Below are 25,208 nucleotides of genomic sequence, written 5' to 3'. Positions count from 1 at the left end.
GCTCAGTTCTGCCTCGGCCCGCTGCTGTTGTCGACTACCACGCGCCGCGGCCGTTGACCGGTCTGCGCCGGGCAGGACAACCCTTCTCAGGTTATGGAGACCAGGGCACAAGCGTGCCCGCAAGTACTTATGAGCACTTTCGCTGAACTCGGCCTGCCGACCCCGCTCGTGGCCGCGCTGGCCACCCAGGGCGTCACCGAGCCCTTCCCCATCCAGGCGGCGACCCTGCCGCACACCCTCGCCGGGCGTGACGTGCTCGGCCGCGGCCGGACCGGCTCCGGCAAGACCTACGGCTTCGTCCTGCCCGTGCTGGCCCGCCTCGCCGCGGGCCCGACGCGCCGCAAGCCCGGGCGTCCCCGCGCGCTGATCCTGGCGCCGACCCGCGAGCTCGCGACGCAGATCGAGGCCTCGATCCTGCCGCTGGCCAAGCCGCTGGGCCTCAAGACGACCACCATCTTCGGCGGCGTCAGCGCGAACCCGCAGATCACGAAGCTGCGCGACGGCGTCGACATCGTCGTCGCCTGCCCCGGCCGGCTCGCCGACCACATGCGCTCCGGGCACGTGAAGCTCGACGCGATCGAGATCACCGTGCTGGACGAGGCCGACCACATGGCCGACCTGGGCTTCCTGCCCGAGGTGCGGCGGATCATGGACCAGACGCCGTCGCGCGGCCAGCGGCTGCTGTTCTCCGCGACGCTGGACAACGGCGTGGACGTGCTGGTCAAGCGCTTCATGAGCGACCCGGTCACGCACAGCGTCGACTCGGCGCAGTCGCCGGTGTCGACCATGGAGCACCACGTCCTGCACCTCGAGGAGACCCACCGGCTGCCGGTGCTGGTCGACCTGACCGCGGCGCCGGGCCGCACGCTCGTCTTCACGCGGACGAAGAGCCGCGCGAAGGCGCTGACGCGCAAGCTCGTGGCCTCGGGCGTGCCGGCGGTCGAGCTGCACGGCAACCTGGGCCAGAACGCGCGCACGCGCAACCTCGAGGCGTTCTCGTCCGGCACCGCGAAGACGCTGGTCGCGACGGACATCGCGGCGCGCGGCATCCACGTCGACGACGTCCGGCTGGTCATCCACGCCGACCCGCCGGTGGAGCACAAGGCGTACCTGCACCGCTCGGGCCGCACGGCGCGCGCGGGGGCGTCGGGCACGGTGGTGACGCTGATGACGGACGCGCAGGTCCGCGACGTGCGCGACCTCACCCGCAAGGCCGGCATCAAGCCGACCACCACCCAGCTCGGCCCGGGTCACCCGCTGCTGGCGGAGCTGGCCCCGGGCGAGCGGACGTTCTCGAAGGCGCCGGCGGTGGACAACCGGCCGAAGAAGGTGACGGCTTCGGGCGCGGCCCCGGGTGCCGGGCGTGGGCGCCGGGGTGCGGCGCCGAAGGAGAACCGCGGCGGCCAGCAGGCCCGGACGCGGCGTGAAGAGCAGCCCCGCTCCGGCCGTTCCGGCGGGAACGCGGGCGGCCCGGCTTCCGGTGGCTCGCGACGATCAGGCGCTCCCCGGTCGGACGCTCCTGCTTCGGGCGGGTCCCGCCGCTCGGGCGGTGCCGCTGCCGGCGGCGCTTCCCGGCGCTCGGGTGCCCCGGCCGGCGGTGGCGCCCGGCGTTCGGGTGCCGCGGCGACGGGCAACCGCTCGGGCGGCGCGGCGGCGTTCTCGTCGGGCACCCGCGCGGGCGCCCGGCGCACCGGCCGCTGAGCCAGAGGGTTCGCGAAGGCCGCCTCGGATTCTCCGAGGCGGCCTTCGCCACGTCCGGGCCCGGCGCCTCGGCTGCGGCCTTCCGCAGGCGAGGGTCTGCCGCGGCTGGTCGTGCGCCGGGTTTCAGAGCGCCGGGAGACCGCGAGCGGCGGCCCGGGCGGCCGCGGCGTCGCGACGCTCCTCGAAGCGCGCGGCCTGCGTGTCGAGGGTCTTGAGGAAGGCCGCGAGCTCCTCGCGGGCCGTCTCGCCGACCTCGCCGAAGCCCGTCCGGTCGAACACCTTCCAGTACCGCAGCAGCGGCTGCACGACGTCGTCGTGGTGGATGCGCAGGTCGTAGATGCCGGCCTTGGCGATCAGCGCCGCCTTGCGGGCGAAGCTCGGGATGACCGCGCCGGGCATCGCGAAGTCGAGGACTTCGTCGGTGATCGCGCGCATCGTCGCGTCCGGGGCGATCTCGAACGCCGCCTTCACCAGGTTGCGGTAGAAGACCATGTGCAGGTTCTCGTCCGTGGACACGCGGGTCAGCAGCTTCTCCGCCAGCGGGTCCTGGGTGTAGCGGCCGGTGTTGCGGTGCGACAGCCGCGTCGCGAGCTCCTGGAACGAGACGTACGCGCAGACCCGCAGCAGCGGCTTGTCGCCGGTCTCGTAGCCGGCCTGCATGGTCTCCATGCGCATCCGCTCGAGCTCGACCGGGTCGACCGCCCGCGTAACGAGCAGGTAGTCGCGGATGCAGATGCCGTGCCGGCCTTCCTCCGCCGTCCAGCGGTGCACCCACGTGCCCCAGGCGCCGTCGCGGCCGAAGGCGCGCTCGATCTCCCGGTGGTAGCTCGGCAGGTTGTCCTCGGTCAGCAGGTTGACCTCGAGCGCGGTCCGCGCGATGGGCGTGACCCGCGACTGCTCCGGGTCCCACGCCTCACCGCCGAGGTCGGCGAAGTTCCGGCCTTCGCTCCACGGCACGAACTCGTGCGGCATCCACTCCTGGGCGGCGGCGAGGTGGCGGTTGAGGTTCTCCTCGACCGTCTCCTCCAGCTCGTACATCAGCGCGGTGCTCTCGGAGACGGTCATGCGCACGTCCTTCCGGGGGTCGGGGCTACGCAACCGTAAGTTACGGTGCCGTAGGTACCGTCAACGAACGCCGGCCGGGCATCGTTCCGTGACTGACGTCACCGAGCGCGTCCGACATCGACCGGGTGCGTCAGGATCCGCCCGGTCCGCTCCCCTCCGACGCCGTCGAGGCCGCGCCATTCCTGCGTGACCAGGTACAACGTGTCGTCGCTCAGTGCGCAGGCGAAGCAGCCGTGCTCGAATTCGAGCCGTTCGAGGACCTCTCCCCCGGCTCGCACCCGCGTGCACGAGCGGTGCGGCACATCCGACACCCAGACGGCGCCCGAGGCGTCGAGCGCGATGCCGTCGGGCGCGCCGTCACCGAGATCGGCCCACACGCGGCGGTCCGCGAGACCGCCGTCCGGGAGCACGGTGAACGCCGTGAGCCGGTTCGCGTAGGACTCGGCGACGATCAGCGTCGAGCCGTCCGGCGTCAGGGCCATGCCGTTGCCGAAGGCGATGTCGCCGGCCACGCGGCGCGTTTCACCCGACGGCGTGACGTGCAGGATCGAGCCCGGCCGGTACTCCTCGCCGGCCATCAGGTCGAAGCCGCCGCCGTTGACGTAGCAGCCGCCATCGCGTGCGACGACGATCTCGTTGAACCCGCGGCCGCCCAGGTCGGCGTGGGTTTTCACGCCGGATTCCGTGAGCCGAAGCAGCAGGCCGTCCGCGGAGGACACGACGAGCGGCTCGCCGTCGAGGAAGTCGAAGCACATCGGCATGGTGGGGAAGTCCGCGCGGAAGACGACCTCGCGCTGCCCGGCGGTGGTGACCGCCACGATTTCGTGCGCCAGCCAGTCGGCGAACCAGAGCCGCCCGCCGTGCCAGCGCGGGGACTCGCCGAAGGCAATGCCTTCGAGCAGGACGGACGTCATCGCCACACCCCCAGGACCAGAGCCACCACGGCGATCTTGGCCAGCCAGTCGCCGGCGTGCAAGGCGGCGAGGCGCACCGGGACGCGCTCATGGAGCACCGAGCCGGCCAGGATGACCACCGGGAAGCCGGCCCAGGCCAGCAGCGCCAAGCCGAGCGCGCCGGGGACGCCCGAGACACCGGCGGCGGACGCCAGCACCGCGAAGACCGTCACCAGGACGAGCGTTCGGCCGAATTCCGCGCCCATCCGCCACGGCGACGGCCGTGCCTCGGCGCCGGCCGCGCTGAGCTGGGCCCGGACCTTTCCGAACAGCGTGTACCAAACCGCGCTCACCACGAACGCCACAACCGACGCCACCAGCACCGCGAGAACCATCGCCCATTCCCTTCGTCGACTTTCGAAGGGGACGTCGACGCCGAAAACCCGGCTTCGACACCCGGCGGCGAAAAACTTCTAAAGCGACGAAGTCAGCCCGCGAGCCCGCAGCACCGCCCGCTCCAGCGGACGGAACACCAGCAGCTCGATCCCGATCCCCACCAGCAGGATCAGGAAGATCGCCGCGATCACCGTCTCGATGCTGTTCAGCGACGAGCCCTGGTTCAGGTACGCCCCGAGCCCGACACCCAGCTGCGGCGACAACGCGATCAGCTCCGCCGCCATCAGCGAGCGCCACGAGAACGCCCAGCCCTGCTTCAACCCCGCCAAGAACCCCGGCAGCGCCGCCGGCAGCAGGATGTGGCGGGCCGACGACAGCCGGTTCGCGCCCATCACCTGGCCCACCCTCGGCAGGATCGGCGGGATCTGGTCGATGCCCGACACCAGGCCGTTCGCGATCGACGGCACCGAGCCCAGCAGCACGACGAAGTAGATCGCCCCGTCGTTGATGCCGAACCACAGGATCGCCGCCGGCACCCACGCCACCGACGGCAGGCTCTGCAGCCCCGTCAGCAGCGGCCCGAGCGCCGCGCGGACCACCCGGACCTTCGCCACCACCAGGCCGAGCGGCGTGCCGATCACCACCCCCGCGAGGAAGCCGAGCGCGGCGCGGTGCACCGACGTCCAGACGAAGCCGAACACCTTGCCGTCGACGACGATGCCCCAGAACTCGTTCCACACCGCGATCGGGGCGGGCAGCTGGGCCTCCGACCAGAACGCCGCCGCCCAGAGGATCTGCCAGACGACCACCAGCAGGGCCACCGCCAGCACCGGGGGCAGGAAACCCCAGGCGAACCGCTTCCAGAAGCTCGGGCGGCGCTCGCCGGGCGGGGCGTCGAGCGAGTCCAGTCCGGCGCCGACCGCGTCGAGGTCGTCTTCGGCGGACTGGTCAAGCTGCGGCATGGGTGCTGATCACCTCTCGCAGGTGCCCGGTGATCTCCTCGGTGAGCTCCTCGGCGTCGGCCAGGGGCACGTCCGTCCACTCGCGCACGACCTTGCCCGGCCGCGACGACAGGAGCACGACCCGCTGCCCGAGCCGGACGGCCTCGCGCACGTCGTGGGTCACGAACAGCACCGACGTGCCGGTGCTGCGGTAGACGCGCAGCAGCTCGCCCTGCAGGACGTCCCGGGTGATGGCGTCGAGCGCGGCGAACGGCTCGTCCATCAGCAGCAGCGCCTGCTCCGGGTCGCCGCCGACGCGCAGGGTCGCGGCCAGCGCGCGGGCCAGCGCGACCCGCTGCCGCATCCCGCCGGACAGCTCGTGCGGCCGCTTGCCGCCCGCGCCGTTCAGCCGGACGAGGTCCAGCAGCTCGGCGGCCTTTTCGCGACGCTCGGCGCGCCCGAAACCGGCCAGCCGCAGCGGCAGCTCGACGTTGCGGGCCGCGGTCAGCCACGGCATCAGCGCGGCCTCCTGGAACATGACCGCGGGCCGCGACGTGTTCAGCGTGATCTCCCCCGCCGACGGCGCGTCGAGCCCCGCGACCAGGTTCAGCAGCGTGCTCTTGCCGCAGCCGGACGCGCCGAGCAGGCAGACGAACTCGCCGGGCGCGACCGTGAGGTCGACGCCGTCGAGCGCGACGACCGCCCGCCCGGCCGGGCCGAACGTCTTGCGGACGCCGTCGAGCCGGACCGCGGTCGCACCGGTGAAGCTGCTCCGGCCGGTCGGGAGGGTCGTGGTCATCGCTGGCTGCCTCTCGGGATCACTTGACGAGTTCGGGCGCGTTGACGGCGGGCTGGTTCTTCTCCTTGAGGACGTCGTTGAGCGGCCCGAAGTCGGCGAAGCCCTTCAACGCTACCGCCGACTTCACCACGCCGGCCGTCACCGAGTCCTGGGCGAGCTGCGGGAACTCGGCCGGGATCGGGTCGGTGGTCAGCTCGATGCCGGAGAACGCGCGGTCGATGACGCCCTGGCTCAAGCTGCTGCCGGCGAACTCCTTGAGAGCGCCGTTGACGACGGTCTTCGCGTCCGCCGGGTTGGCCTTCGCCCAGTCGATCGCGTCGAGCTGGCCCTTCAGGACCGCCTTCACGGTGTCCGGGTGCTGCTGCAGGAACTCGCTGCGCACGATGACGACGGTGGTCGGGAAGCGGCCGCCGGGCCACAGGTCCTTCTCGTCGACCAGGACCTTCGCACCGGCGTCGAGGACCAGCCGGGACGCCCACGGCTCGGGCAGCCAGCCGCCGTCGAGCTCGCCCTTCTTGAAGGCGTCGAGCGTCTTGGAGTTGTCCAGGTTGGTGATCTTGACCTGGTCGGTCAGCTGCTTGCCGGCGAGGAACTTCTTGAGCGCGACGTCCTGGGTGTTGGCCAGCTGCGGCGTGGCGATCGTCTTGCCCTTGAGCTGGTCGACGCTGGTGATGTCCGGCTTGACGACGAGCTGCGCGCCACCCGAGACGGCGCCGGAGACCAGCTGGATGGCGCCCTTGGACTTGGTGAAGGCGTTGATCGCCGGGCCGGAGCCGATGTAGGCGATGTCGAGCGAGCCGCCGAGCAGCGCGTTGACCTCTTCGGGGCCGGCGTTGAAGGTCTGGGTGGTGAGCTTGGTCGAGCCGAGCTCTTGCTTGAAGAAGTCCTTCTTGACGCCGATCAGCGCGGGCGCGTGGGTGACGTTCGGGAAGAAGCCGAGCCGCACCTCCGCGGCGGACCCCTGGTTCGCGGCCGGGGCGGCGGTGCTGTCGGCCCGGGAACAGCCCGCGAGCACGCCCACGACGGTCAGGGCGGCCAGCGCCGAGGCCAGGAAGCGGGTTCTGTGGTGGGTGCGCACGTCGGGGTCGCCTTTCGGGGGTCGGTGTCGGGGCGAGGTTTGCACGGTCACCCACTGGGGCGCATAGCCATCCGCATCTCGGGAAATCGGCTGAGATTCCTTGACATCGGTCTCGGGGTGCGCCTATAGGCAACCATCCGGCCGGCTCGCGCGTGGTGCTCTCGACGACTTCGAGGGGGAGCGATGAAGACAGTGGCGGAAATCCGGCTGGTGGTCCTGGTGGCGCTGGCGACGTGGGCGGGCGGCGCGCTGAGCCCGATCGGGGCCGACTGGCTGACCACGCTCGGCGTCGGCGAGTGGACGGCCGTGGTGCTGGTGGTCGCGCTGGATCTGCTCGGCCTGGCTGGTGGCCTCCTCTACTGGTGGCGCACGGGCAAGGGCCAGGCTCGCCTGACGGTTCCGCTGGTCGCACTGGCTGCCCCCGCGACCGTCCTCGGGCTGTCCGGCCTGGTCACCGGCTCGGCGACCCCGGGTCACCGGTTCGTGCTCGTGTTCATGACCGTCCCGCTGCTGCTCTTCCTGGTGGTCGCGGCCGCGCGCTGGCGAATCGCCCGGCGCTCCGAGGCAACCTCTTCCGTCACCCGAACGTGGTACGAGTGACGACGTACTCGGGAGGGAACATGACGAGCCGACGGGGCCAGGGAGCCACCGGCGTCCGCGTGGCGCTGGTCGTGCTGTTCATCGGGATGGGCCAGGCGACGTTCGAGTGGCTCAGGTCACTCGGCATGGACGCGGTGACGAGCCTGGTGGTGTGGGCGATCCCGGTGCTGACCGGGGCGGCGGTGACGCTGGTGCTGTGGGTGGCGTCGGACCGCGCTTTCGCGTTGCGGAACTGGCTGCCGGTGGCGGTGAGCATCCCGGTTTACCTGGGTGGGGCGTTCGGGTTGGCGACCGCGACGGCGAGTTTGGTGGCTTCGGTGGTGACCGGGGTCGGGTTCGGGATCGCGGTGGTGGCCGGGTTCGGCCTGCTCCGCTCCCGACGACGCTCGGAAGCCGTGCGGCGCTAGGGCCCGCTTTTCTTGCTGCTGGTTTTCCACAGCCCGGGCGTGATGTGGATGAGCCCGCCCGGGCTGTGGTTTCACTTGGCCTGTGGCTAGGTTCCCGGGGAGGGGCTGGCACGTCGGCCGCCCCCGTCTGCTGCTACGCCAGGGGCCCCGGCGAAGTCGCGCCGAGACTCCTCGCCGCGGCCCCGCCAGGCCTGCCGAAAGTCCCCCAATTAGGCGAGAACCTCGGGTCTGCGTGAGCGGCGGCCGACCAGCGGCTTGGCAACACGCCACGCTGCGTGTTCGCTGCCGGCAGGCGCGGCCGTGGGCAGACGGATCGCCATAGTGGCGATCACGGGACAGCTCGACTGTCGGCGACAGACCGTGGCGACCCGAAACCAGCGTCCGAGTTGTCCACAGCCCGGGCGTGACGTGGATGAGCCCGCCCGGGCCGCAGCTTCAGCGGGGTTTTCGTCGGACCACCTCGATACGCTGGAAGCGGGCAGGCCCCCAGGGAGGGCGGGGTCTTGTGTGGGCGACGGATCGGCGGCGGCCCAGCAGCAGCGACACGTCGCGGCCGGGCAGCCGGCAGGTTTGAGTGTGCCCAGTGGCTGTGGGCCAGGCCAGTGCCGCCAGACCACCGACCACCGGAGCCACCCCACCCTCGGCAAAGACAGCAGGCAGGTCAGCGGCGCAACAACAAGGACACGTCGCCGAACTCGTGCCACAAGTACTTCCGCTCCACCGCCGCGTCGTACGCACGCTGGACCAGCTCCCGGCCGACCACCGCCTCCAGCAACAACAGATGCGACGCGTCCGGGGCGTGCAGACCCGTCACGATCCCGTCCACCAAACGAGCCGGACGATCCGGGCCCAGTACCAAGTTCGTCCATCCGGAAGCCGAGCCCTCCGAAGCCGACTCCAATGCTCGCGCCGCCGTTGTGCCCACCGCTATCACCCGGCCTCCCCGCGAACGGACCCACGACACCAGCGCCGAGGTCGTCGGTGGCACCCGGTACCTCTCCGCCTGCGGGGGCTCGACCGCCTCCGGGGAGGACACCCCCGTGTGCAGCACCAGCGGCGCGAACAACACCCCGTCCGTGACCAGCCGCGTCACCAGCGACGCCGTGAACGGCCGCGCCGCCGAGGGCATCTCCGCGCTTCCCGGCTCTCGGGCGAACACCGTCTGGTAATCCGTCAACGGCCACGTCCTCGGCACGTACCCGTAGCGGATCGGGCGGCCCGCCGCCGCGAGGAGGCCCGGGACCTCCACCGACACCGTCGCCCGCCACAGGCGCCGGGACCCCGCGGCGAACGGCTCCAGCAACGTCAGCGACGCGCCGTCCGGCAGCGACACCAGCTCTCCCGCGCGGCCGTCCAACAGCGGGCCCGACGGAGTGCGCAGCTCGACGATCCACGAACCGTCGTCGAGGGAGGTCGAAAAGTGGACCGCGATCGGACGCCCGTCGCGGGTGGCGTCCACCGCCGCCGGGAGCGTTGCCGACGTGTTCACCACCAGCAAGTCGCCCGCGGACAAGAACGAGCCCACCGACGAGAACACCGAATGGTGGACTCCCGCGGGCGACGCCACCAGCAAGCGGACCCCGTCGCGCGCGACGCCGCGTGCCTCCGGTGGGGCCGAGGCCGACAGCTCCGCGGGCAGGTCGAACCGGATGCTCATGCCGGCACCAGCAGATCCGCCGCGCGGTAGCGGCCGCTCGGGGGACGTTCGTCCAGCAACCGCAGGAACGCCGGGACCGCCGACGACGGCAGCGGCCGGTCTGAGATGTCCTCGCCCGGGAACGCTCGCTGGTGCATCGCCGTGCGCAGGTCGCCCGGGTCGACCGCGTACACCGCCAGCTCCGGGTTCTCCGCGCCCAGCACCGCCGTGACCTGGTCGAGCGCCGCCTTCGCCGAGCCGTAGCCGCCCCAGCCCTCGTACGCTTCGACCGCCGCGTCCGAGCTGAGGTCGATGATCGTGCCCCGCGCCGCCGTCAGCGCGGGCAGCAGCAGCTGCGTCAACGCCAGCGGCGCGAAGACGTTGACGCGGTAGACCTTTTCCAGTTCCGCCAACGGGTAGCTGCCCAACGGCGGCAAGGGGCTGACCCCCAGCGAACTGGCGTTGTTGACGAGCAGGTCGAGCGACGGACAGGCCTCGGCCAGGGACGCGCGGTGGGCCGGGTCGGCGACGTCGCCGGGAACGGCCGTGAAGCCGATCTCCCCGGCAGCGGCCGAAAGCGCGGCGGCGTCGCGGCCGTCGCCGATGACCGTCCACTTGCGACTCACCAGGGCGGCGGCGAGGGCGCGGCCCAGGCCCGCGGACACTCCGGTGACGAGTGCGGTTGGCATGGTTCCTCCTTCGAGGGGTACCACACCATCGTCAAACCTCTACATCACTTGAGGTCAATGCGGCGCCGCAGCAGGAAATACGCTGCCAGCGAAACCACCAGACCGACGTAGTACGCGAGATCCGCGCCGTGCAGCGCCGCCGCCACCGGTCCCGTGTAGAGGGACGTGTTCATGAAGGGCACCGCCGCGCCGAAGCCCACCACGAACGCCACCAGCGCCGCCCACGGCCGCACGGACGTCGACGCCAGGACGTCCACCCGCCGTCCGCCGCGGGTGCGCGCGAGCCAGTCCGGCACGACCACGCCGAGGAACGGCGGGATCCAGTAGCTCACGAACAGCAGGACGTTCTCGAACTTCGCCGACAGGTCGCCGCTGTGCATCCAGAGGATCAGCGCGAACGCCAGCACCGTGACGACCACCGCCGACACCGGGCGCCGCAGCCGGACGCCGACGGTCTGCAGGGCGAGCGAGCCGCTGTAGTCGTTCATCGCGTTCGACGACACCGCCGCGAGCGCGATCACCGCCAGCGCCAGCGCACCCAGGAACCCGCCGCCGAGCAGGTGCGCGACCCCCGCCGCCGTCTGGTCGCCCAGCGACGACCCCAGCGCGAGCCCGAGGCCCTCACCGATCGCGTACGACGCGACGAGGCCGAGCAGCGTCGCCCAGAACACCGACCGCGAAGACGTCGAAACGGGCAGGTAGCGGCTGAAGTCCGACGCGTACGGCGCCCAGGAGATCGCCAGCGACAAGGTGATCGTCGTGAACAGCACGATCCCGCCCGCGAGGTCGGCGCCCGACGCCGTGTTCGCGGCGGCGATCGGGTGTCCGGAAAGGACCTTCACGGCCAGCGCCGCGAACGCGAGCACCAGCAGCACGCTCATCACCGCCTGGACGCGGTGGATCAGGGCGTAGCCGAACACGCCGAGCGCGCACTGCAGCACCAGCACGATCAGCACCGCGGCCCAGAACGGCAGCCCGGTCAGCTCGGCCAGCGCCTCGCCGCCGAACAGGCCGACCAGCGCGTCCCAGGCGATCGAGCCGAGCCACTGGACGAGCCCCGGCAGCACCACCCCGCCACCGAAGGGCAGCCGGGCCAGGGGCAGCTGGCCGGTGCCGGTGCGCGGCCCCCACGTCGACAGGTACGCCACCGGCAGCGACCCCAGCACGGTGCCGGCGAGCATCGCCGCCAGACCGGTCCAGAACCCGAGGCCGAGCGACGCGGCGAGCGTGCCGGTGAAGACCGCCGTCATCGTCAGGTTCGGCGCGAACCACACGCTGAACAGCCGCCACGGGCGCCCGAACCGGTTGCCCTCCGGAACCGGCTTGATGCCGTGGGTTTCGATCGCCAGGTCACGGCCGCCGGTGGGCATCCGCCCGCCGAAGACCTCGGCACCCAGTCCGCTCATGTGCTGCCTCCTGTCCGCAGATCACCCTAAAGCGCGCCCGCGTGGTGTAACGCGACGGCCCGAACGGGCGAATCACGGTTAGCCGCTGCCGGACCGCTCCACGCACGCGCCAGGATTGCCCGGCGAGGCACACCGGGAGGGTTGCGTGGTGCAGCATCCGCGGACGCTGGCGATGACCGGCTTGCTGGCCGCCGGTTTCGCTCTCGGCGTCACCGCGCTGACCCTCAAGGCGGGCGAGGGCAGCCACTCCGCGCTCGACACGGCGCTCAGCACCACGACCGGGTTCCTGTTCCTGCTCGCCGGCGCGGTCGCGCACGTGCGGCGCCCGGCCAACCCGATCGGCGTGCTCATCGCGCTCGCCGGGATCGCCGTGTTCCTCGAGGACCTGCAGTTCACGCGCAGCCCCGTGCTGTACACGATCGCCGTGCCGCTGCGCGCCGCGTCCAGCCCGGTGATCGCGCACCTCGTGCTCGCGTTCCCGCACGGCAGGCTCCGGTCGCGCTGGGAACGGCTGCTCGTCGCCGGGGCCTACCTGGTGGTGTTCGCGCTGGGCGTGCTCGGGCTGCTGGTCAGCGACGACCCGCGCGACCTGCTGGCGGTCTCGACGACCCCGGCGAGCGCGGTGCTCGCCGACCGCGTGCTGGAGCTCGCCGCCACGGTGATCAGCGCCGGGGTGATCGTCGTGCTCCTCTACCGGTGGCTGACCGGGCAGCTGCCGCAGCGGCGGCTGCTGTCCCCGGTGATCGCGATCGCGTTGTTCGGCGCGCTCGCGTCCGGCGCCGGCACCGCGCTCGGCGACGGCCACCCGCTGTCGGAGCCGCTGCTGCAGGTCTACCGGGTTCTGTTCTGCCTGTGGCCGCTGGCGTTCCTGGCCGGCGTGCTGCGCGCCCGCGTCGGCAACGCCGAGATGATCCGGCTGCTGCTGGAGCGCGACGGCACCGGGCTGGCGGCGCTGGTGCAGGACGACGAGGTGTGGAAGGACAGCCGCTCGATCGACGCGCTCAACGCCGCCGCCGGGCTGGTGCTCGACAACCAGCGGCTCACCGCGGAGCTGGAGCAGCGGCTGGCCGAGGTGCGGGCGTCCCGCGCCCGGCTCGTCGCGGCCGGCGACGAGGAGCGCCGCCGGCTGGAACGCGACCTGCACGACGGCGCCCAGCAGCGGCTGGTCAGCGTCGTGCTGCTGCTGCGGATGGCCGGGCGCCGGTACGGCCCGGCGCTGCCCACCGAGGTCCGGGCGCTGCTGTCCGGCACGGTCGACGAGCTGCAGACAGCGATCACCGAGCTGCGCGAACTCGCGCGCGGCATCCGCCCGGCGATCCTGACGGAGGCGGGGCTGGTGGCGGCGGTCCGGTCGCTGGCCGACCGGATCCCGCTGGAAGTGGCCCTGACGGTCGGCACCGTGCCCCGGCTGGACTCGGCGGTCGAGGCGACGGCGTACTTCGTGGCGTCGGAGGCGCTGACGAACGCGATGAAGCACGCGCAGACCGACCGCGTGAACGTGCGGATCGCGGTCGAAGGCGCCGAGCTGCGGGTGGCGGTCACCGATACCGGCGTCGGCGGCGCGGACATCGAGGGCGGCACGGGCCTGGCGGGCCTGCGGGACCGCGTCCAGGCGCTCGGCGGCGAACTCGCCGTGGTCAGCGGGGACGGCGGCACCGCGGTGAGCGCGGTCATCCCCCTGGTCGCCGAAAAGCCGTGAAGGGCACCCTCATGGCTTCAAGAGCCATGCGGGTGCCCTTCACGGAGCACTAGCTAGACGAGCAGCAGGAACAGCAGCCCGTTGGGCGTGCCGAGACCCGTCACGTCGTCGTAGCCGGGGGTGGTGTGGATGGTCAGGCCCTGGTAGTCCAGCGTGCGCACCGAAGTGAGCAGGCCGCCCGAGGCGTCGGTCGAGTTCGCGAAGTCGACGCGTTCCACCGCGGCGTCCACGTGCTTCACGTCGCTGATCGCCGGAGTGCGCGAGGTCAGCTTGTAGATCACGGGGTTGATGAAGCCGTGGTGGAAGTGGTCGAAGCTGTCGGCCACCGCCATGATGCCGGCGAACACCGGCGACGCGAGGCTCGTGCCGCCGATCCGGTACTGGTCGTAGTAGACGCCGTCCGGGAAGGTCTGCGTCTGGCCGACCAGGAAGCCGGTGTTCGGGTCACCGATCGCCGAGATGTCCGGGACGACCCGGCCCTTGGCGTCGCCGGTCTGGTTCTTCTTCGCCAGCGCGTCCGGCACGACGCCCTTCTGGTAGAAGGGCTGCGGGAACAGGCGGCTGGTACCGCCACCGGAACCGCTGGTGTACTTGGCCGGGCCGTAGACGCCGTTGGTCAGCAGCGACTTGCTGGTCTCCCAGCCGGTGTCGAAGATCTTCTTGCCGTCCTTGCCGATGGCGATGGACGTGCCGCCGACCGCGGTGATCCACGGCGCCGAGGCGGAGAAGTCCGGCGACGGCGTGCCGAGGCGCGCGACCTCGTCACCGTTGTCGCCCGAGGAGAAGTAGACGCCGATGCCTTCCAGGACCGCCTGCACCGAGATCTGGTTGAACACCTTGACGATGTCGGCCGGGATGTCCTCGCCGGTGTCGCCGTAGGAGTTCGACACGATGTCGGCCTTGTGGCCGGCGATCACGTAGTTCAGCGCCACGTCGAGGGCATTGTCCTCGCAGGACTCGCCACCGACGTACAGGATGTCAGCGCCCGGCGCGAGACCGTGGGCGGCCTCGACGTCGAGGGTCTCCTCGCCGTACCAGCCCGCCGCGTCGCACTGGTCCGGCGGCTCGAGAACCGGGTTCGCCGGGAAGACGTGCTGCTTGAACTGGCTCTGCTTCAGCGGGTGCGCCGGGTCGTTCTTCTTGGCGTACGTGCTGGCGTCGGAGTAGATGTTCGGCGAGGCGAACGCGTCCACGATGGCGATCGTGGTGCCCTTGCCGTCCGCGCCGACCTTGTCGACGCCGTAGGCCGAGCGCAGCTGCGCCGGGGTGTAGCCACAGGGGGCGTAGGGCAGGTGCTGGCCGTTGTAGGCGGGATCGGTGGTGTCGATCTTCTCGCCGTAGTAGGCGCTGCACGGCCGCGCGTTGCGGAAGCCGGGGCCGGGCGGCACGTCGGCCGGCGTCGCGGAGCCGGTGGCATGGTCGGGCTTGAACAGGTTGGTCGACTGGTCGACACCGACGACGCCGAGGACGTCGTTCGCCAGGTTCGCCGGCACCGACAGGTTCTTGTCGGCGGCCCGGAGGGTCTGGCCCTTGACCTTGTACTTGGCCAGCTTGACGTCGAACGCCTTCTGCGTCTGGTCGGCGGTGCCGGTGGCCTCGACGTAAGCGCGGTTCGACGGCACGTCACCGATGCTGAAGCCGTTGCCGGTCAGCCACGACTTGACGGCGTTCACCGTGGCGTCGCTCGCCGCGAACCGGTCGCGCACCTGGTCCGGGCTGAGGTACTGGCGGTAGGTCGCGCTGTCCGGATCGGACACGGCCTGCGCCAGCGCTTCGGCGCCGGCGTTGTCGCGCTGGTTCAGGTAGACCCGGAAGCTCAGCTTCGACGAGGCCGCCGTGTCGGCGACCTTCGCCTGCGCGTTCGCCCACAACGGGTGCGACTGCGGAATGTCCTGACGCCCCTGCGCGGACGCCGTCGCCGGCAGGGCGCCGGTCAGGCCACCCACCACCGCGAGCGAAAGGAGCAGGGTGGAGCTTCTTCGCACAGAAATCTCCCTCTTCGAAAGCGGCCCCCAGGAAATGGGCCTGGAACACCGGACGAGACTAGATCGGTGTTCCGCTCGTGGGGAAGTGCCTGCGGAACCGTTATCTGGTCGCGAATTCACGCGTGGTACCGAAATCCGATTTGTCGCACGGAAAACGCGAGGAATGAGAGAGTATGCGAGGTAAGTCCGGTTCGTGTCCGTATCGCGGAACACGCGGGTTCGCCCTCTGCCACCTACCAAAGTAGGGTGCTCCGTCCACACCGGACAGTCCAGGGGTGACGGTAGTTCGGCCGTCAGAGGCGCTTGTCCACGGCCGCCGGGGAGAACTCCGCGTCCACGACCATCGCCACGGCGCCGTCGATCGCCTGACCGCGCCCACCGATCTCGATGCGCAAGTTCCGCGTCGAGCGCGGGAGCGCCCGCCGGTAGAGCACTTCGCGGACGCCGGCGACGAAATGCGGCTCGGCCAAGTCCCCGGCCACCACCAGCACGCCGGGGTTGACCACGCAGACCAGCGTCGCCAGCACTTCCCCCACCTGCCGCCCGGCTTCTTCGGCCAGGCGCACCGCCGCCGGTTCGCCGGCCAGGATCCGATCGCGGACGCCCGAGCCCGACGTCGTCGGCAGGCCCAGTTCCGTCAGCCGCGCGGCCAGCGCGCCGCCCCCGGCGACCGCCGCGAGGCAGCCCGTCGAGCCGCACAGGCAGCGCGCCTCCGGGTGGTCCGGCAGGCGGACGTGCCCGATGTCGCCCGCGCCGCCGTCGACGCCGCGGTAGACCTCGCCGCCGATCACCAGGCCCGCACCGATGCCGGTGGACGCCTTGACCACCACGAGGGCTGCGGAGTCCGGGTAGCGGGCGCGGTGCTCGCCCAGGGCCATGAGGTTGGCGTCGTTGTCGACCAGCACGGGGGCGTTGAACCGCGGGCCGAGGTGGGCGTCGATGGGGTAGCCGTCCCACCCGGGCATGATCGGCGGCTGGGTGACGCAGGTGCGGCCGGGTTCGACGGGTCCTGGCACGGAAATGCCGATGCCGCACACCGGCGGCCAGCCGGGGCCGGCTCCCGCGGCGCCGCGTGGTCGAGCGGCTGAGCCGGGGTCGGCCCCCGCAACGCCAGCCTGGCCGGCAGCTGAGCCGGGGTTGACCGACGCTGCGCCACCGCGCCCGCCAGCTGAGCCGGGCCCGGCCCCCGCAACGCCAGCCTGCCCGCCAGCTGAGCTGGGCTCCGCCCCCGCAACGCCAGCCTGGCCGCCAGCTGAGCTGGGGTTGGCTCCCGCTGCGCCACCGCGCGCGCCGGCCGAGCCGGGCTCGGCCCCCGCAACCCCACCCGGCCCGCCTGGCACCTGCCCCCGCAGCCGCGGTTCGCCGGGCGACTGCCCCTGGTGGCCGCCCCCAGGGCGTCCCACCTCCGCGAGCATCGCCTCGAACCACTCCGCGATCCGATCCAGCACCGCCTCCGGCCCATCCGCGACGCGCAGCTCACCCGCGCGATGGGCCAGCCGCCTACCCGCCAAATCGGTCACCGCCGCCTCGGCGTGCATCGTGTCGATGCTCGCCGCCAGGACGACCGCGTGCCCGTCGTCGAAGCGCAGGTGCCGCGCCGGGCGGCCGCCGGTCGAGTCCTCGTGGCCGTCTTCGGCCAGCAAGCCCGCTCCGAGGAGCTGGTCCAGCCGGGCGGTGAGCGTCGTGCGGGACAGCCCCGTGCTGGTCAGGAGCGCTTTCCGGGTCGTCGCCCGCTCGCTTCGGACCAGCTGCAGCAGCTCACCCGCACTGGTCGGCATCCCGCTCCTCCCGGACTTTTGTCCATTGACAATACACAAGCCGGAGATAGATTGGACATATGGATGTAACACGAGCCGCGGCGGTCTTGGACGGAAACTGGCTCGGCTCGTCGACCGTGCCGTCACGCTCGCTCTACCCGCACCAGTGGAGCTGGGACTCGGCGTTCATCGCGATCGGCCTGCGCCACTCGGCACCCGCACGGGCCCGGCGCGAGCTGCTGACGCTGTTCTCCGCGCAGTGGCGCGACGGCCGCGTCCCGCACATCCTCTTCAACCCGGACACGCCCGCCGAGGCGTACTTCCCCGGCCCGTCGTTCTGGCGGGCCGGGCGCACGTCCGGGCTGATCCAGCCGCCGGTGCACGCGCGGGCCGTGCTCGCGGTGCACCAGGCCGAACCCGACCGCACGTTCCTCGCCACCCTGTACCCGAAACTGCGGGCCTGGCACGAGTACCTGCGCCGTTCGCGGGACGCCGGCGGCCGCGGGCTGGCGGCGATCGTGCACCCGTGGGAGTCCGGGATGGACAACAGCCCGGCCTGGGACGGCCCGCTCGCGCGCGTCACGCCTTCGACCGGGTTCGTCCGCCGCGACCTGGAGCACGGCGCCGCCGCCGACCGCCCGAGCGACGAGGACTACGGGCGGTACGTGCGGCTCGCGACGGACTACCGGGACCACGGCTACGAAGGTTTCGGCGAGTTCGTCGTCGAAGACCCGGGGTTCAACGCGCTGCTCGCCGACGCCGAACTCGCGCTGGCCGAAATCGCGGGCGAGCTGGGCCTGCCCGCGGCCGCCGCCGCGCACCGCGAGTCCGCCGCGCGCGTCGCCAAGGCAATGCAGGAAACCCTGTGGGACGACGGTTTCTTCTTCGCCCGCGACGTCCGCACCGGCGCGCGGCTGCCGGAGTACACGTGCGCGGGCCTGCTGCCGCTGCTGCTGCCCGACCTGGCCGTCGCCCCGGCACTGCTGGCGACGGCCACCGGGCCGCGGTTCGGCCTCGGGCGCGTGCACGGCGTCCCGAGCCACGACCTGACCGCGCCGGCGTTCGACCCGGGCCGGTACTGGCGCGGCCCGTCGTGGGCGAACGTCGGCTGGCTGGTCCGGCTCGGGCTGCTGCACCACGGCGAGCACGCCCTGGCCGAGCACCTGCGGGCCGACCTCGTCGAGACGGCGCTGCGGACGGACTTCGCCGAGTACGTGGACCCGCTGACCGGCGCCGGGCACGGAGCCCGGTCGTTCGGCTGGACCGCCGCGCTGACCCTGGACCTGCTGGCTCAGCCCGCCTGCGTCGCGTAGTCCGAACCCACCCAGGTCTCGTCGATCCGCAGGCGCTTGTAGCGCGTGCTGTCGCTCGACGCCGCGTACGTGCTCGTCACCTGCAGGCGGACGTACCTCGCCGTCACCGCCGTGAGGTCGACGAACTGGACGCCGCGGTGGCTCGGGAGCGTCCCGGACTTCACCGCGCTCCCCCAGTTCTTGCCGTCGTCGGACACGTAGACCTGGTACGCCTTGATCCGCGCCGACTGCTCACTGGCCGAGCGGGCGTAGCTGACCGAGTCCTCGCGCTGGTTGAGGCCGAGGTACTGGATCTTCTTCGCCGATCCGAGGTCGTAGTCCAGGTTCACCGGCAGGGTCTTGTTGTTGTCGAAGTACGTCAGGTAGTCACCGTCGCTCGCGGCCTGTCCACTGTGGCCGCTCGCGGACGCGCTCGCCTTGAGCGTCACGGTCTTCGGGTCGTACGTGCCCGTGCGACCGGCCGTCTCGACCTTGAAGACCGTGTCGTAGGTGTCCCACCCGGACAGTCCCGTCATGGTCAGGCTGCCGCCGCTCTGACCGAAGGGGATCGCCGCGCCGGTGCGCAGGTTCGTCACCTTCGAGACGCGGTAGCCGTTGTCGCGGATCTTCAGGGTGCTGCCCGACGGCGTGGTCAGGACGTGCACGTACTGCGTCGCGCCCTTGATGGTGATGACGCCGTGCGCGCCGTCGTTCCAGAAGCCGGGCTGCATGCCGCCGTACATGTACCCGGCACCCTCCGTGCCCCCGAGCGACTCCCAGATCGCGTCGAGGTAACCGGACGCGAAGTTGTTGAACGCCTCCTGGTTCGACGGGAACTTGCCGTTCACCATCGCCGTCTCGGCCATCAGGGACTTGATCGACGACCCCGAGTTCGTCACCAGACGTCCGATGTTCAGCGCCTTGTTCACCGCCGAGTTGGAGCCGCCGTACCACCACGAGCCGGTGTCGGGGAGCTTGAAGCACGCCTCGGTGAGCCGCGGCATCGCCGTGTAGGTCGCCTGCGGGTAGTCGTACGCCGGCGTCATGCCGGTCTTCTGCTCGTTGCTGATCGTGTCCATGATCGGCGTGTCTTCGTTGTTGTTGCTCAGCAGGTAGTCCGGCCGCTGCTGGTAGATCTGTTGGTAGAGGTTGTGCGACAGCCAGTAGTTGCTGTCGTTGTCGATCCAGAACCCGCCGAGGTCGGGGTAGTTCTTCATGACCTCGAAGAAGTTGTCGTAGCTGAACTGGCCGAAGCCGTCCTGGGTGTCGAGGTCGACGGTCTTGCCCTTGTACTTCGAGTAACCGGCCGAGTCGAGCCACTCGTGGCCGCCCTCGTTGTGCCACTGGGCGTCGTTGGTCATGTAGAGGATGACCTTGAGCCCCTGGGGTTTCGCCGCGGCGACCAGCTCGCCGAGGAAGTCCCGCTTGGTGGTGCAGCTGCCCGGGATCTTCGAGGGCCACGCCCGCGAGTAGCCCAGCCGGCTGTGGAACGACGCCAGCACGAGGTACGACGCGTGCAGCTTCTTGGCCTCGGTGACCCAGTAGGCGGGATTCCACCCGCCGTCGGTGATCGCCTTTTCCCAGGCGCTGCAACTGGTGTAACCGGGGGACGTGCGCATGCCCCAGTGCAGGAACAGGCCCGCCTGGCTGTCGCGCAGCCACTGCTGGGACGGCTTCTGCAGGTCGGCCGACGCGGGCGCGGCGGCGAGCCCGGCCACCACCAGCAGCGAAGCGCACACGGCGAAGACCCGGCGCAGGAAACGAGCTGACATCAGCGACCTCCAAGTGGTCTGGTCCACCCGGTGGTGTACTCCTGGTTCGAAGGCACGGTCAAGACTGAGATCCGACCTTTTCCCGTCGTCCCAGCGGCCGGTACATCACCACTACGGCCAACCGGGTTAAATATCTAATATATGAGACGAGAGATCCGATCTCTCTTGACTTGGCGTCTCCGAGGCGAGTAAATGTTTCCCCAGAGAGCGCTTTCGCTCTCCCCCACCGCTCCGGCGACCAGGGCAGCACGCCGCGCCCCCACCCCAGAGCCGGTCGGGATGCCGACGGACGGCGGATCGGCATCCCGGCCACCTATTCCGGGGCGGGGCACCGTCTTCCGCGGTGCCCCGCTCCGGGACTGCCCGCTCACCGGGGCCCGTGCACGAAAGGACAACGGATGTCCGAGCACCCCCTTCGCCCCACCCGGCGCGCGGTTCTGGCCGGCACCCTGGGCGCACTGGGCGCCCTTGCCGCGGCGGGTCCCGTCGCGCGCGCGGCGGACCGGCTTCCCCCGATCGGCGGCGCGGCGCCGCCGGCGGACTGGTCCCGCGCCGTCATCGACTCGACGATGAAGCGCTACACGCCGGACAAGATCGGCGGCTGGGGCTACACCCTCGGGTTGTACCTCTACGGCCAGTACCTCTTCTACAAGCGCACCGGCGAGAAGAAGTACCTCGACTACATCGTCGCGTGGTACGACCGCTTCATCACCGACAGCGGGATCTCGAACAGCTTCACCAACCTCGACTCGATGCGCTCGTGCCAGATGCTGCCGCTGCTGTTCGCGGAGACGGGCAGCAAGAAGTACAAGACGGCGGCCGACCAGCTGCGCAAGCGCTTCCCGGCGTACCCGCGCACGTCCGACGGCGGCATGTTCCACGCCACGAGCAAGGTCGGCCAGCTGTGGGGCGACGGCGCCTACATGGCGCAGCCGTTCCTCGCGCTGTACGGCGCGGCGTTCAACGACGGCGGCTACTGCTTCGAGGAGTCCGCGAAGAACCTCGTCGTCTACTTCAGCCACCTGCGCGAACCCGCGAAGGACCTGCTCTACCACGCCTACGACGAGGACGGGTCCGAGTCGTGGGCCTCCGGCGCCGGCCACCACTCGAAGTACCACTGGGCGCGCGCGATCGGCTGGTTCGGGATGGCGGCGATCGACATCCTCGAGGTCCTCCCGGCGAACCACCCGCGGCGGCCCGCGCTGATCGAGATCGTCCAGTTCCTGGCCGCGGGCTACCAGCGCTACCAGGACGCCGCGACCGGCCGCTGGTACCAGGTCGTCGACCGCGGCGGGGACCCGAAGAACTGGCTGGAGACGTCGGCGTCGTCGATGTACACGTTCACGATGGCCCGCGGCGTGCAGCGCGGCTACCTGCCGTCGTCCTACCAGGCGGTGGCGGACCGCGGCTACGCCGGCGTGCTGAAGAAGGTGTCGGTGGGCTCGGACGGGCTGACGAACATCACCGACATCTGCGAGGGCACGAACGTCGGCGACCTGTCGTACTACTACGCCCGGGCCCGCAAGACGAACGACTTCCACGGCCTGGGCGCGTTCCTGATCATGAACGAGCAGTATTCGCACTGACCACGCAGGCGCGCCGCAGGAGGGGCCCCGGCTCACGAGCCGGGGCCCCTTCGTGTCAGCAGTTCGAGCTGGACCCCGAGGTGTTCACCCGCAGGGCCGAACCCGACGTCGTCGCCGAGTTCTTGACGCAGTAGCCCGTCACCGTCTGGAAGCCGACGTCGAACGGGCTATTGCTCCCCTTCTCCGCCGTGAAGTGGTCGAACGTCACGTCGGAGCTGTTGTTCACGATGCTCGCCGGGCGGCCGTCGTCCTTGGCGAACCCGACCGAGCTGTCCACGAACTTGATGCCCGACCCGTAGTGCACGTACCAGCCGTACGACGGCCGCGTGCCGATGCTCTTCGGGTTGTAGTCGGTGGCGTTGTTGCTCGGGACGCCCGTGCCCATGGTCCCGTTGCCACCCGGGACGTTCAGGTGGACACCGGTGAACGTCACGTCCGAGACGCGGTGGGAGCCGTCCGCACCCCAGATCGTCGGGCTGAAGTTCGTGCCCGTGTGCGTGCCGGTGACGTTGTCGAAGGTGATGCCGCTGATCGAGCCGACGCCCGGGTTGTTGCCGCACCTCTTGCGCGTGCCGATCTTCATCATGATCGGCGAGTACGTGCCGGACATCGTGATGTTGCGGTAGTGCACGTCGGAAATCTTCGCGCCGTCCATCGAAACGATGCCGAGGCCCGATTTGTGCGCACCGGTGATCGTGATGTCCGAGAACTGGTAACCGGTGAAGTCACCACACGTCTCCGACCCGAACATCAGCGCGTTGCAGCACACCGCCGACAGTTTCGCGTTGTTCACCGTGACGTTCCCGTTCGGCAGTTTCGCGCCGAGCGCGTAGTCGCTCTTGAACACGAGTGCGTCGTCGTTCGCCGCGATCGCCGCATTGGTGATCGTGATGTTCGTCGTGCTGATGATGTTCCAGCCGTCGCGGTCGTTCGCCGTGTCGATCGTCAGGTGGTCGGAGACGACGTTCGTGCAGCCGTTGATCAGCGCCGCGAAGTGCCCGCCGCGGCGCAGCTTGATCCCGGACAGCGTGAGACCGTCACAGCGGGTGAGCGACAGGATCTTGTCGGCCTGGCCGGACTTCGGGTTGCCGGTGATGAGGTTGCCGCCGCCGTCGATCGTGCCGGCGCCGGTGAACCCGATGTTCGTCAGCTTGTCGCCGTAGAACATCGCGTCGTGGAAGTGGCTGTGGCCGTAGTCCTGGTAGCTGTCCCACTGGTTCGCTTCGGCCTTGTCGTAACTGTCCGCACTCGCCCCGGAGATGGTCGCGCCAGCGTCGAGCTGGATCGTCACATTGCTCTTCAAGTGGACGGTGTTGGCCGACTTGTAGGTGCCGGAGGTGAACCGGACCGTGCCGCCGCCCGCCGCGTTGGCGGCCGTGATCGCCTTGTCGATGGCGCCGGAATCGTTCGTCGACCCGTTTCCCTTGGCGCCGTAGTCCTTGACGTCGTAAACGCCGCCGGGCGCGGCGGTGGTGACGCCGGCGCCGGCCACCACCAGTCCCGCCACCGCGCACGAGATGAGCAGGAATCTTTTCACGGGGAACCGCCTTGTCATGGATACGGGAAATGCTGGCATGACGGCGGAGCACTCAGCCTACGAGCGCCGCGAGCGGGGTGTCAAGATCGCCGGGAAAGCGGCGCGAAACCATTCCGCAAGGCCCGGGGGACCCGCGCCACCCCCAGTCGGACGCGGGTCCCCCCGGTGTTCGTGAGGCCGGAAACCGCCGCGGCGGGGACACCGGGCCGGCTCCGGCGTCCATTCGGGATTCCCGCAGTCTACCTTCGCCGGGCCCGGCGAAACCGTGCGTTCGTCATGGTCCGGACCATGAATCCGGCATGACCCGGGTGGCCCAGCCGGACCCTGGCCCGGACGTCGGCAGGGGAACACCCGATCGGCGGTGCCCGGGTCTCATACCTGCTGCAGGCCGGGCCGCCCCGCCTGCACCACGTAGCTGCGGTCGTTCTTGATCACGACCGCCGCCGGGTCGTAGACGCTGGTGTCGGACGTCGTCATGAAGTCGGCCCGCGTCTGGGACGGCGTGGTCGTGACGCGGACGTAGCCGCGCTCGCCCTTGCAGTACTTGACGTGCGGGTTGTTCGCGTACCAGGCCGAGCTCGGCGCGCTCGCTGTGTCGCTGTTGCTCGTGACCGACGTCGTGACCAGTTCGGAGCCGATGACCGGGGCGCTGTGGTCGAAGTAGTCCAGCCGCAGGTCGGCCGCCCAGTGCCGGTGGACGTCGCCGGTGAGCACGACCGGGTTGGCGACCTTGCGGTCGACCCAGCCCTGCTGGATCCGGTTGCGCGAGGCCTCGTAACCCTGCCAGGAGTCGGGGCTTTCGCAGGTGGCCTTGTCGCCGTCGCCGTCCCGGGTGGCGAAGAAGACCTGCTGGCCGAGGAAGTCCCACGTGGTCGGGTGCGACTCGAACTGCTTGAGCAGCCAGGCTTCCTCGGTGCTGCCGAGGATGCTGCGGGAGGTGCTGCGCATGTCCGCGCAGGCCGGGCCGGCGTCCCCGGCCGGGCCGGCGTCCCCGGCCGGGTCGGCGACCTGGGCGCTGCGGTACTGGCGCGTGTCGAGCATGTGGAAGCGGGCCAGGTTGCCCCAGACGAACTGGCGGTACAGCTGGATCGACGAGCCGTTCGGCTTGGCCGTCGAGCGGATCGGGGTGTTCTCGTAGAACGCCTGGAACCCGGCGGCCTTGCGCGCGGCCGTGGCGGGCGAGGTGGTGCCGTTCCAGTTGTTCATCACCTCGTGGTCGTCGAACACCACGATCCACGGCGCGATCGCGTGCGCGGCCTGCAGGTCGGCGTCGGTCTTGTGCTGGGCGTGGCGGGCGCGGTACTGCGCGAGCGTGGTCACGTCCTCGGTGAACGCGAGGCTGCGCGGGTTGCGCTCCTGCGCGGCCCGGCCCGACTTCTTCTCGTAGATGTAGTCGCCGAGGAACAGCACCAGGTCCGGGTCGTCGGCCACGATGCCCTTGTACGCGTGGTAGTAGCCCTCCTCCCAGTGCTGGCAGGAGCTGAAGCAGTACTTGAGCTGGTTGACCGCGGCCCCGGCGGCGGGCGCGGTGCGCGTGCGGCCGACCGGGGAGGTGTAGCCGCCGGTCTTGAAGCGGTAGAAGTACTCCCGCGCCGGCTGCAGGCCGACGGGCTCGACGTGGACGCTGTGCCCGGACGCGCGGACCGCGCTCGCCGAACCGCTCTGCACGACCGAGGTGAACGCCTGGTCGTTCGCGATCTCCCAGTCGACCGCGTAGGTGGCGTCCGGCATGCCGCCGAAGCCGTCCGGGTTCAGCGGCGCCGGCGCGAGTCTGGTCCACAGCACCACGCTGTCGGGGAGCGGATCGCCGGAGGCGACGCCGAGCTGGAAGGGGTCGTGGATGGCAGGCGCGGCCGCGGTGGTGCGGGCGTTCGCCCAGGACGGCAGCGCGGCCGACGCCGCGGTGGCGGTGACCGCGGCGAGCCCGCCGAGCAGCACCTTGCGCCGGTTGACCTGAACCATGTCGGAA

The 25,208-nt window shown here is 70.9% G+C and carries 20 protein-coding genes; 6 read left to right on the top strand and 14 right to left on the bottom strand.

Annotation, left to right across the window (positions count from 1 at the left end):
* The first annotated feature begins 129 nt into the window (after positions 1–129).
* Positions 130–1,701, top strand: coding sequence for a DEAD/DEAH box helicase (locus ACZ7OH_RS31310; protein WP_470284115.1), 1,572 nt, complete (start codon positions 130–132; stop codon positions 1,699–1,701).
* Between the two features lie 123 nt (positions 1,702–1,824).
* On the opposite strand, the gene ACZ7OH_RS31305 is transcribed toward ACZ7OH_RS31310, so the two are convergent.
* The 6 genes from ACZ7OH_RS31305 to ACZ7OH_RS31280 form a co-directional block, all read right to left on the bottom strand.
* The gene (locus ACZ7OH_RS31305; RefSeq protein ID WP_470284114.1) at positions 1,825–2,766 is read right to left on the bottom strand and encodes an acyl-ACP desaturase; all 942 of its coding nucleotides are present in this window, start codon (positions 2,764–2,766) and stop codon (positions 1,825–1,827) included.
* A 98-nt stretch (positions 2,767–2,864) separates the two neighbouring features.
* Entirely contained in the window at positions 2,865–3,680 is an 816-nt protein-coding gene (locus ACZ7OH_RS31300) for an SMP-30/gluconolactonase/LRE family protein (protein WP_470284113.1), read from the bottom strand.
* Complete coding sequence (locus tag ACZ7OH_RS31295) at positions 3,677–4,054, bottom strand: DUF1761 domain-containing protein (protein WP_470284112.1); 378 nt, start codon at positions 4,052–4,054, stop codon at positions 3,677–3,679. Before ACZ7OH_RS31295 ends, ACZ7OH_RS31300 begins: the two co-directional genes overlap by 4 nt.
* 78 nt (positions 4,055–4,132) lie before the next feature.
* Positions 4,133–5,017 carry an ABC transporter permease gene (locus tag ACZ7OH_RS31290; protein ID WP_470284111.1) on the bottom strand — a complete coding sequence of 295 codons (885 nt, stop codon included), beginning with the start codon at positions 5,015–5,017 and terminating at the stop codon, positions 4,133–4,135.
* Positions 5,004–5,795 carry an ABC transporter ATP-binding protein gene (locus ACZ7OH_RS31285; protein ID WP_400902840.1) on the bottom strand — a complete coding sequence of 264 codons (792 nt, stop codon included), beginning with the start codon at positions 5,793–5,795 and terminating at the stop codon, positions 5,004–5,006. The genes ACZ7OH_RS31290 and ACZ7OH_RS31285 overlap by 14 nt, the downstream gene beginning before the upstream one ends.
* A 19-nt stretch (positions 5,796–5,814) precedes the next feature.
* The gene (locus tag ACZ7OH_RS31280) at positions 5,815–6,873 is read right to left on the bottom strand and encodes an ABC transporter substrate-binding protein (protein ID WP_470284110.1); all 1,059 of its coding nucleotides are present in this window, start codon (positions 6,871–6,873) and stop codon (positions 5,815–5,817) included.
* Positions 6,874–7,056: 183 nt separating this feature from the next.
* On the opposite strand from ACZ7OH_RS31280, the gene ACZ7OH_RS31275 reads away from it, so the two are divergent.
* Complete coding sequence (locus ACZ7OH_RS31275) at positions 7,057–7,473, top strand: hypothetical protein (RefSeq protein WP_470284109.1); 417 nt, start codon at positions 7,057–7,059, stop codon at positions 7,471–7,473.
* Positions 7,474–7,493: 20 nt separating this feature from the next.
* Positions 7,494–7,880, top strand: coding sequence for a hypothetical protein (locus ACZ7OH_RS31270; RefSeq protein WP_470284108.1), 387 nt, complete (start codon positions 7,494–7,496; stop codon positions 7,878–7,880).
* 661 nt (positions 7,881–8,541) lie between these two features.
* On the opposite strand, the gene ACZ7OH_RS31265 is transcribed toward ACZ7OH_RS31270, so the two are convergent.
* From ACZ7OH_RS31265 to ACZ7OH_RS31255, 3 genes are read right to left on the bottom strand one after another with little or no spacing between them, the layout of a single operon-like run.
* Complete coding sequence (locus ACZ7OH_RS31265) at positions 8,542–9,537, bottom strand: S-adenosylmethionine:tRNA ribosyltransferase-isomerase (RefSeq protein WP_470284107.1); 996 nt, start codon at positions 9,535–9,537, stop codon at positions 8,542–8,544.
* The gene (locus tag ACZ7OH_RS31260) at positions 9,534–10,205 is read right to left on the bottom strand and encodes an SDR family NAD(P)-dependent oxidoreductase (RefSeq protein WP_470284106.1); all 672 of its coding nucleotides are present in this window, start codon (positions 10,203–10,205) and stop codon (positions 9,534–9,536) included. Before ACZ7OH_RS31260 ends, ACZ7OH_RS31265 begins: the two co-directional genes overlap by 4 nt.
* 44 nt (positions 10,206–10,249) lie before the next feature.
* Positions 10,250–11,611 (bottom strand): purine-cytosine permease family protein, encoded by a 1,362-nt coding sequence (locus ACZ7OH_RS31255; RefSeq protein WP_400902824.1) that lies wholly within the window; start codon positions 11,609–11,611, stop codon positions 10,250–10,252.
* Positions 11,612–11,759: 148 nt separating this feature from the next.
* Between ACZ7OH_RS31255 and ACZ7OH_RS31250 the strand changes: the two genes are divergently transcribed.
* A complete protein-coding gene (locus tag ACZ7OH_RS31250; RefSeq protein ID WP_470284336.1) occupies positions 11,760–13,310 on the top strand; it encodes a sensor histidine kinase in 1,551 nt (516 codons plus the stop codon).
* 53 nt (positions 13,311–13,363) lie between these two features.
* Here the strand turns inward: ACZ7OH_RS31250 and ACZ7OH_RS31245 are convergent, their stop codons facing one another.
* Both ACZ7OH_RS31245 and ACZ7OH_RS31240 read right to left on the bottom strand, forming a co-directional pair.
* Positions 13,364–15,295, bottom strand: a complete 1,932-nt coding sequence (locus tag ACZ7OH_RS31245; protein WP_470284105.1) for a S53 family peptidase — start codon at positions 15,293–15,295, stop codon at positions 13,364–13,366.
* A gap of 293 nt (positions 15,296–15,588) precedes the next feature.
* Positions 15,589–17,073 carry an ROK family transcriptional regulator gene (locus tag ACZ7OH_RS31240; RefSeq protein WP_470284104.1) on the bottom strand — a complete coding sequence of 495 codons (1,485 nt, stop codon included), beginning with the start codon at positions 17,071–17,073 and terminating at the stop codon, positions 15,589–15,591.
* Between the two features lie 59 nt (positions 17,074–17,132).
* Here ACZ7OH_RS31240 and ACZ7OH_RS31235 point away from each other — a divergent pair, with 59 nt between their 5' ends.
* Positions 17,133–18,365 (top strand): MGH1-like glycoside hydrolase domain-containing protein, encoded by a 1,233-nt coding sequence (locus tag ACZ7OH_RS31235; protein WP_470284103.1) that lies wholly within the window; start codon positions 17,133–17,135, stop codon positions 18,363–18,365.
* Here the strand turns inward: ACZ7OH_RS31235 and ACZ7OH_RS31230 are convergent.
* Positions 18,344–20,116 (bottom strand): discoidin domain-containing protein, encoded by a 1,773-nt coding sequence (locus ACZ7OH_RS31230; protein WP_470284102.1) that lies wholly within the window; start codon positions 20,114–20,116, stop codon positions 18,344–18,346. The genes ACZ7OH_RS31235 and ACZ7OH_RS31230 overlap by 22 nt on opposite strands.
* A 398-nt stretch (positions 20,117–20,514) precedes the next feature.
* On the opposite strand from ACZ7OH_RS31230, the gene ACZ7OH_RS31225 reads away from it, so the two are divergent.
* Positions 20,515–21,702 carry a glycoside hydrolase family 88/105 protein gene (locus tag ACZ7OH_RS31225; protein ID WP_470284101.1) on the top strand — a complete coding sequence of 396 codons (1,188 nt, stop codon included), beginning with the start codon at positions 20,515–20,517 and terminating at the stop codon, positions 21,700–21,702.
* Positions 21,703–21,757: 55 nt separating this feature from the next.
* Here ACZ7OH_RS31225 and ACZ7OH_RS31220 read toward each other — a convergent pair whose 3' ends face one another.
* Together ACZ7OH_RS31220 and ACZ7OH_RS31215 are read right to left on the bottom strand one after the other, a co-directional pair.
* Positions 21,758–23,239, bottom strand: a complete 1,482-nt coding sequence (locus tag ACZ7OH_RS31220; RefSeq protein WP_470284100.1) for a glycoside hydrolase family 28 protein — start codon at positions 23,237–23,239, stop codon at positions 21,758–21,760.
* A 372-nt stretch (positions 23,240–23,611) separates the two neighbouring features.
* Positions 23,612–25,201 carry an alkaline phosphatase D family protein gene (locus ACZ7OH_RS31215; protein ID WP_470284099.1) on the bottom strand — a complete coding sequence of 530 codons (1,590 nt, stop codon included), beginning with the start codon at positions 25,199–25,201 and terminating at the stop codon, positions 23,612–23,614.
* Positions 25,202–25,208 lie beyond the last annotated feature (7 nt).

The sequence above is a fragment of the Amycolatopsis sp. NPDC114478 genome (genome assembly GCF_055633805.1).
Note: the sequence above shows the minus strand (reverse complement) of the source record. Positions and strands in the feature narration are given on the sequence as shown.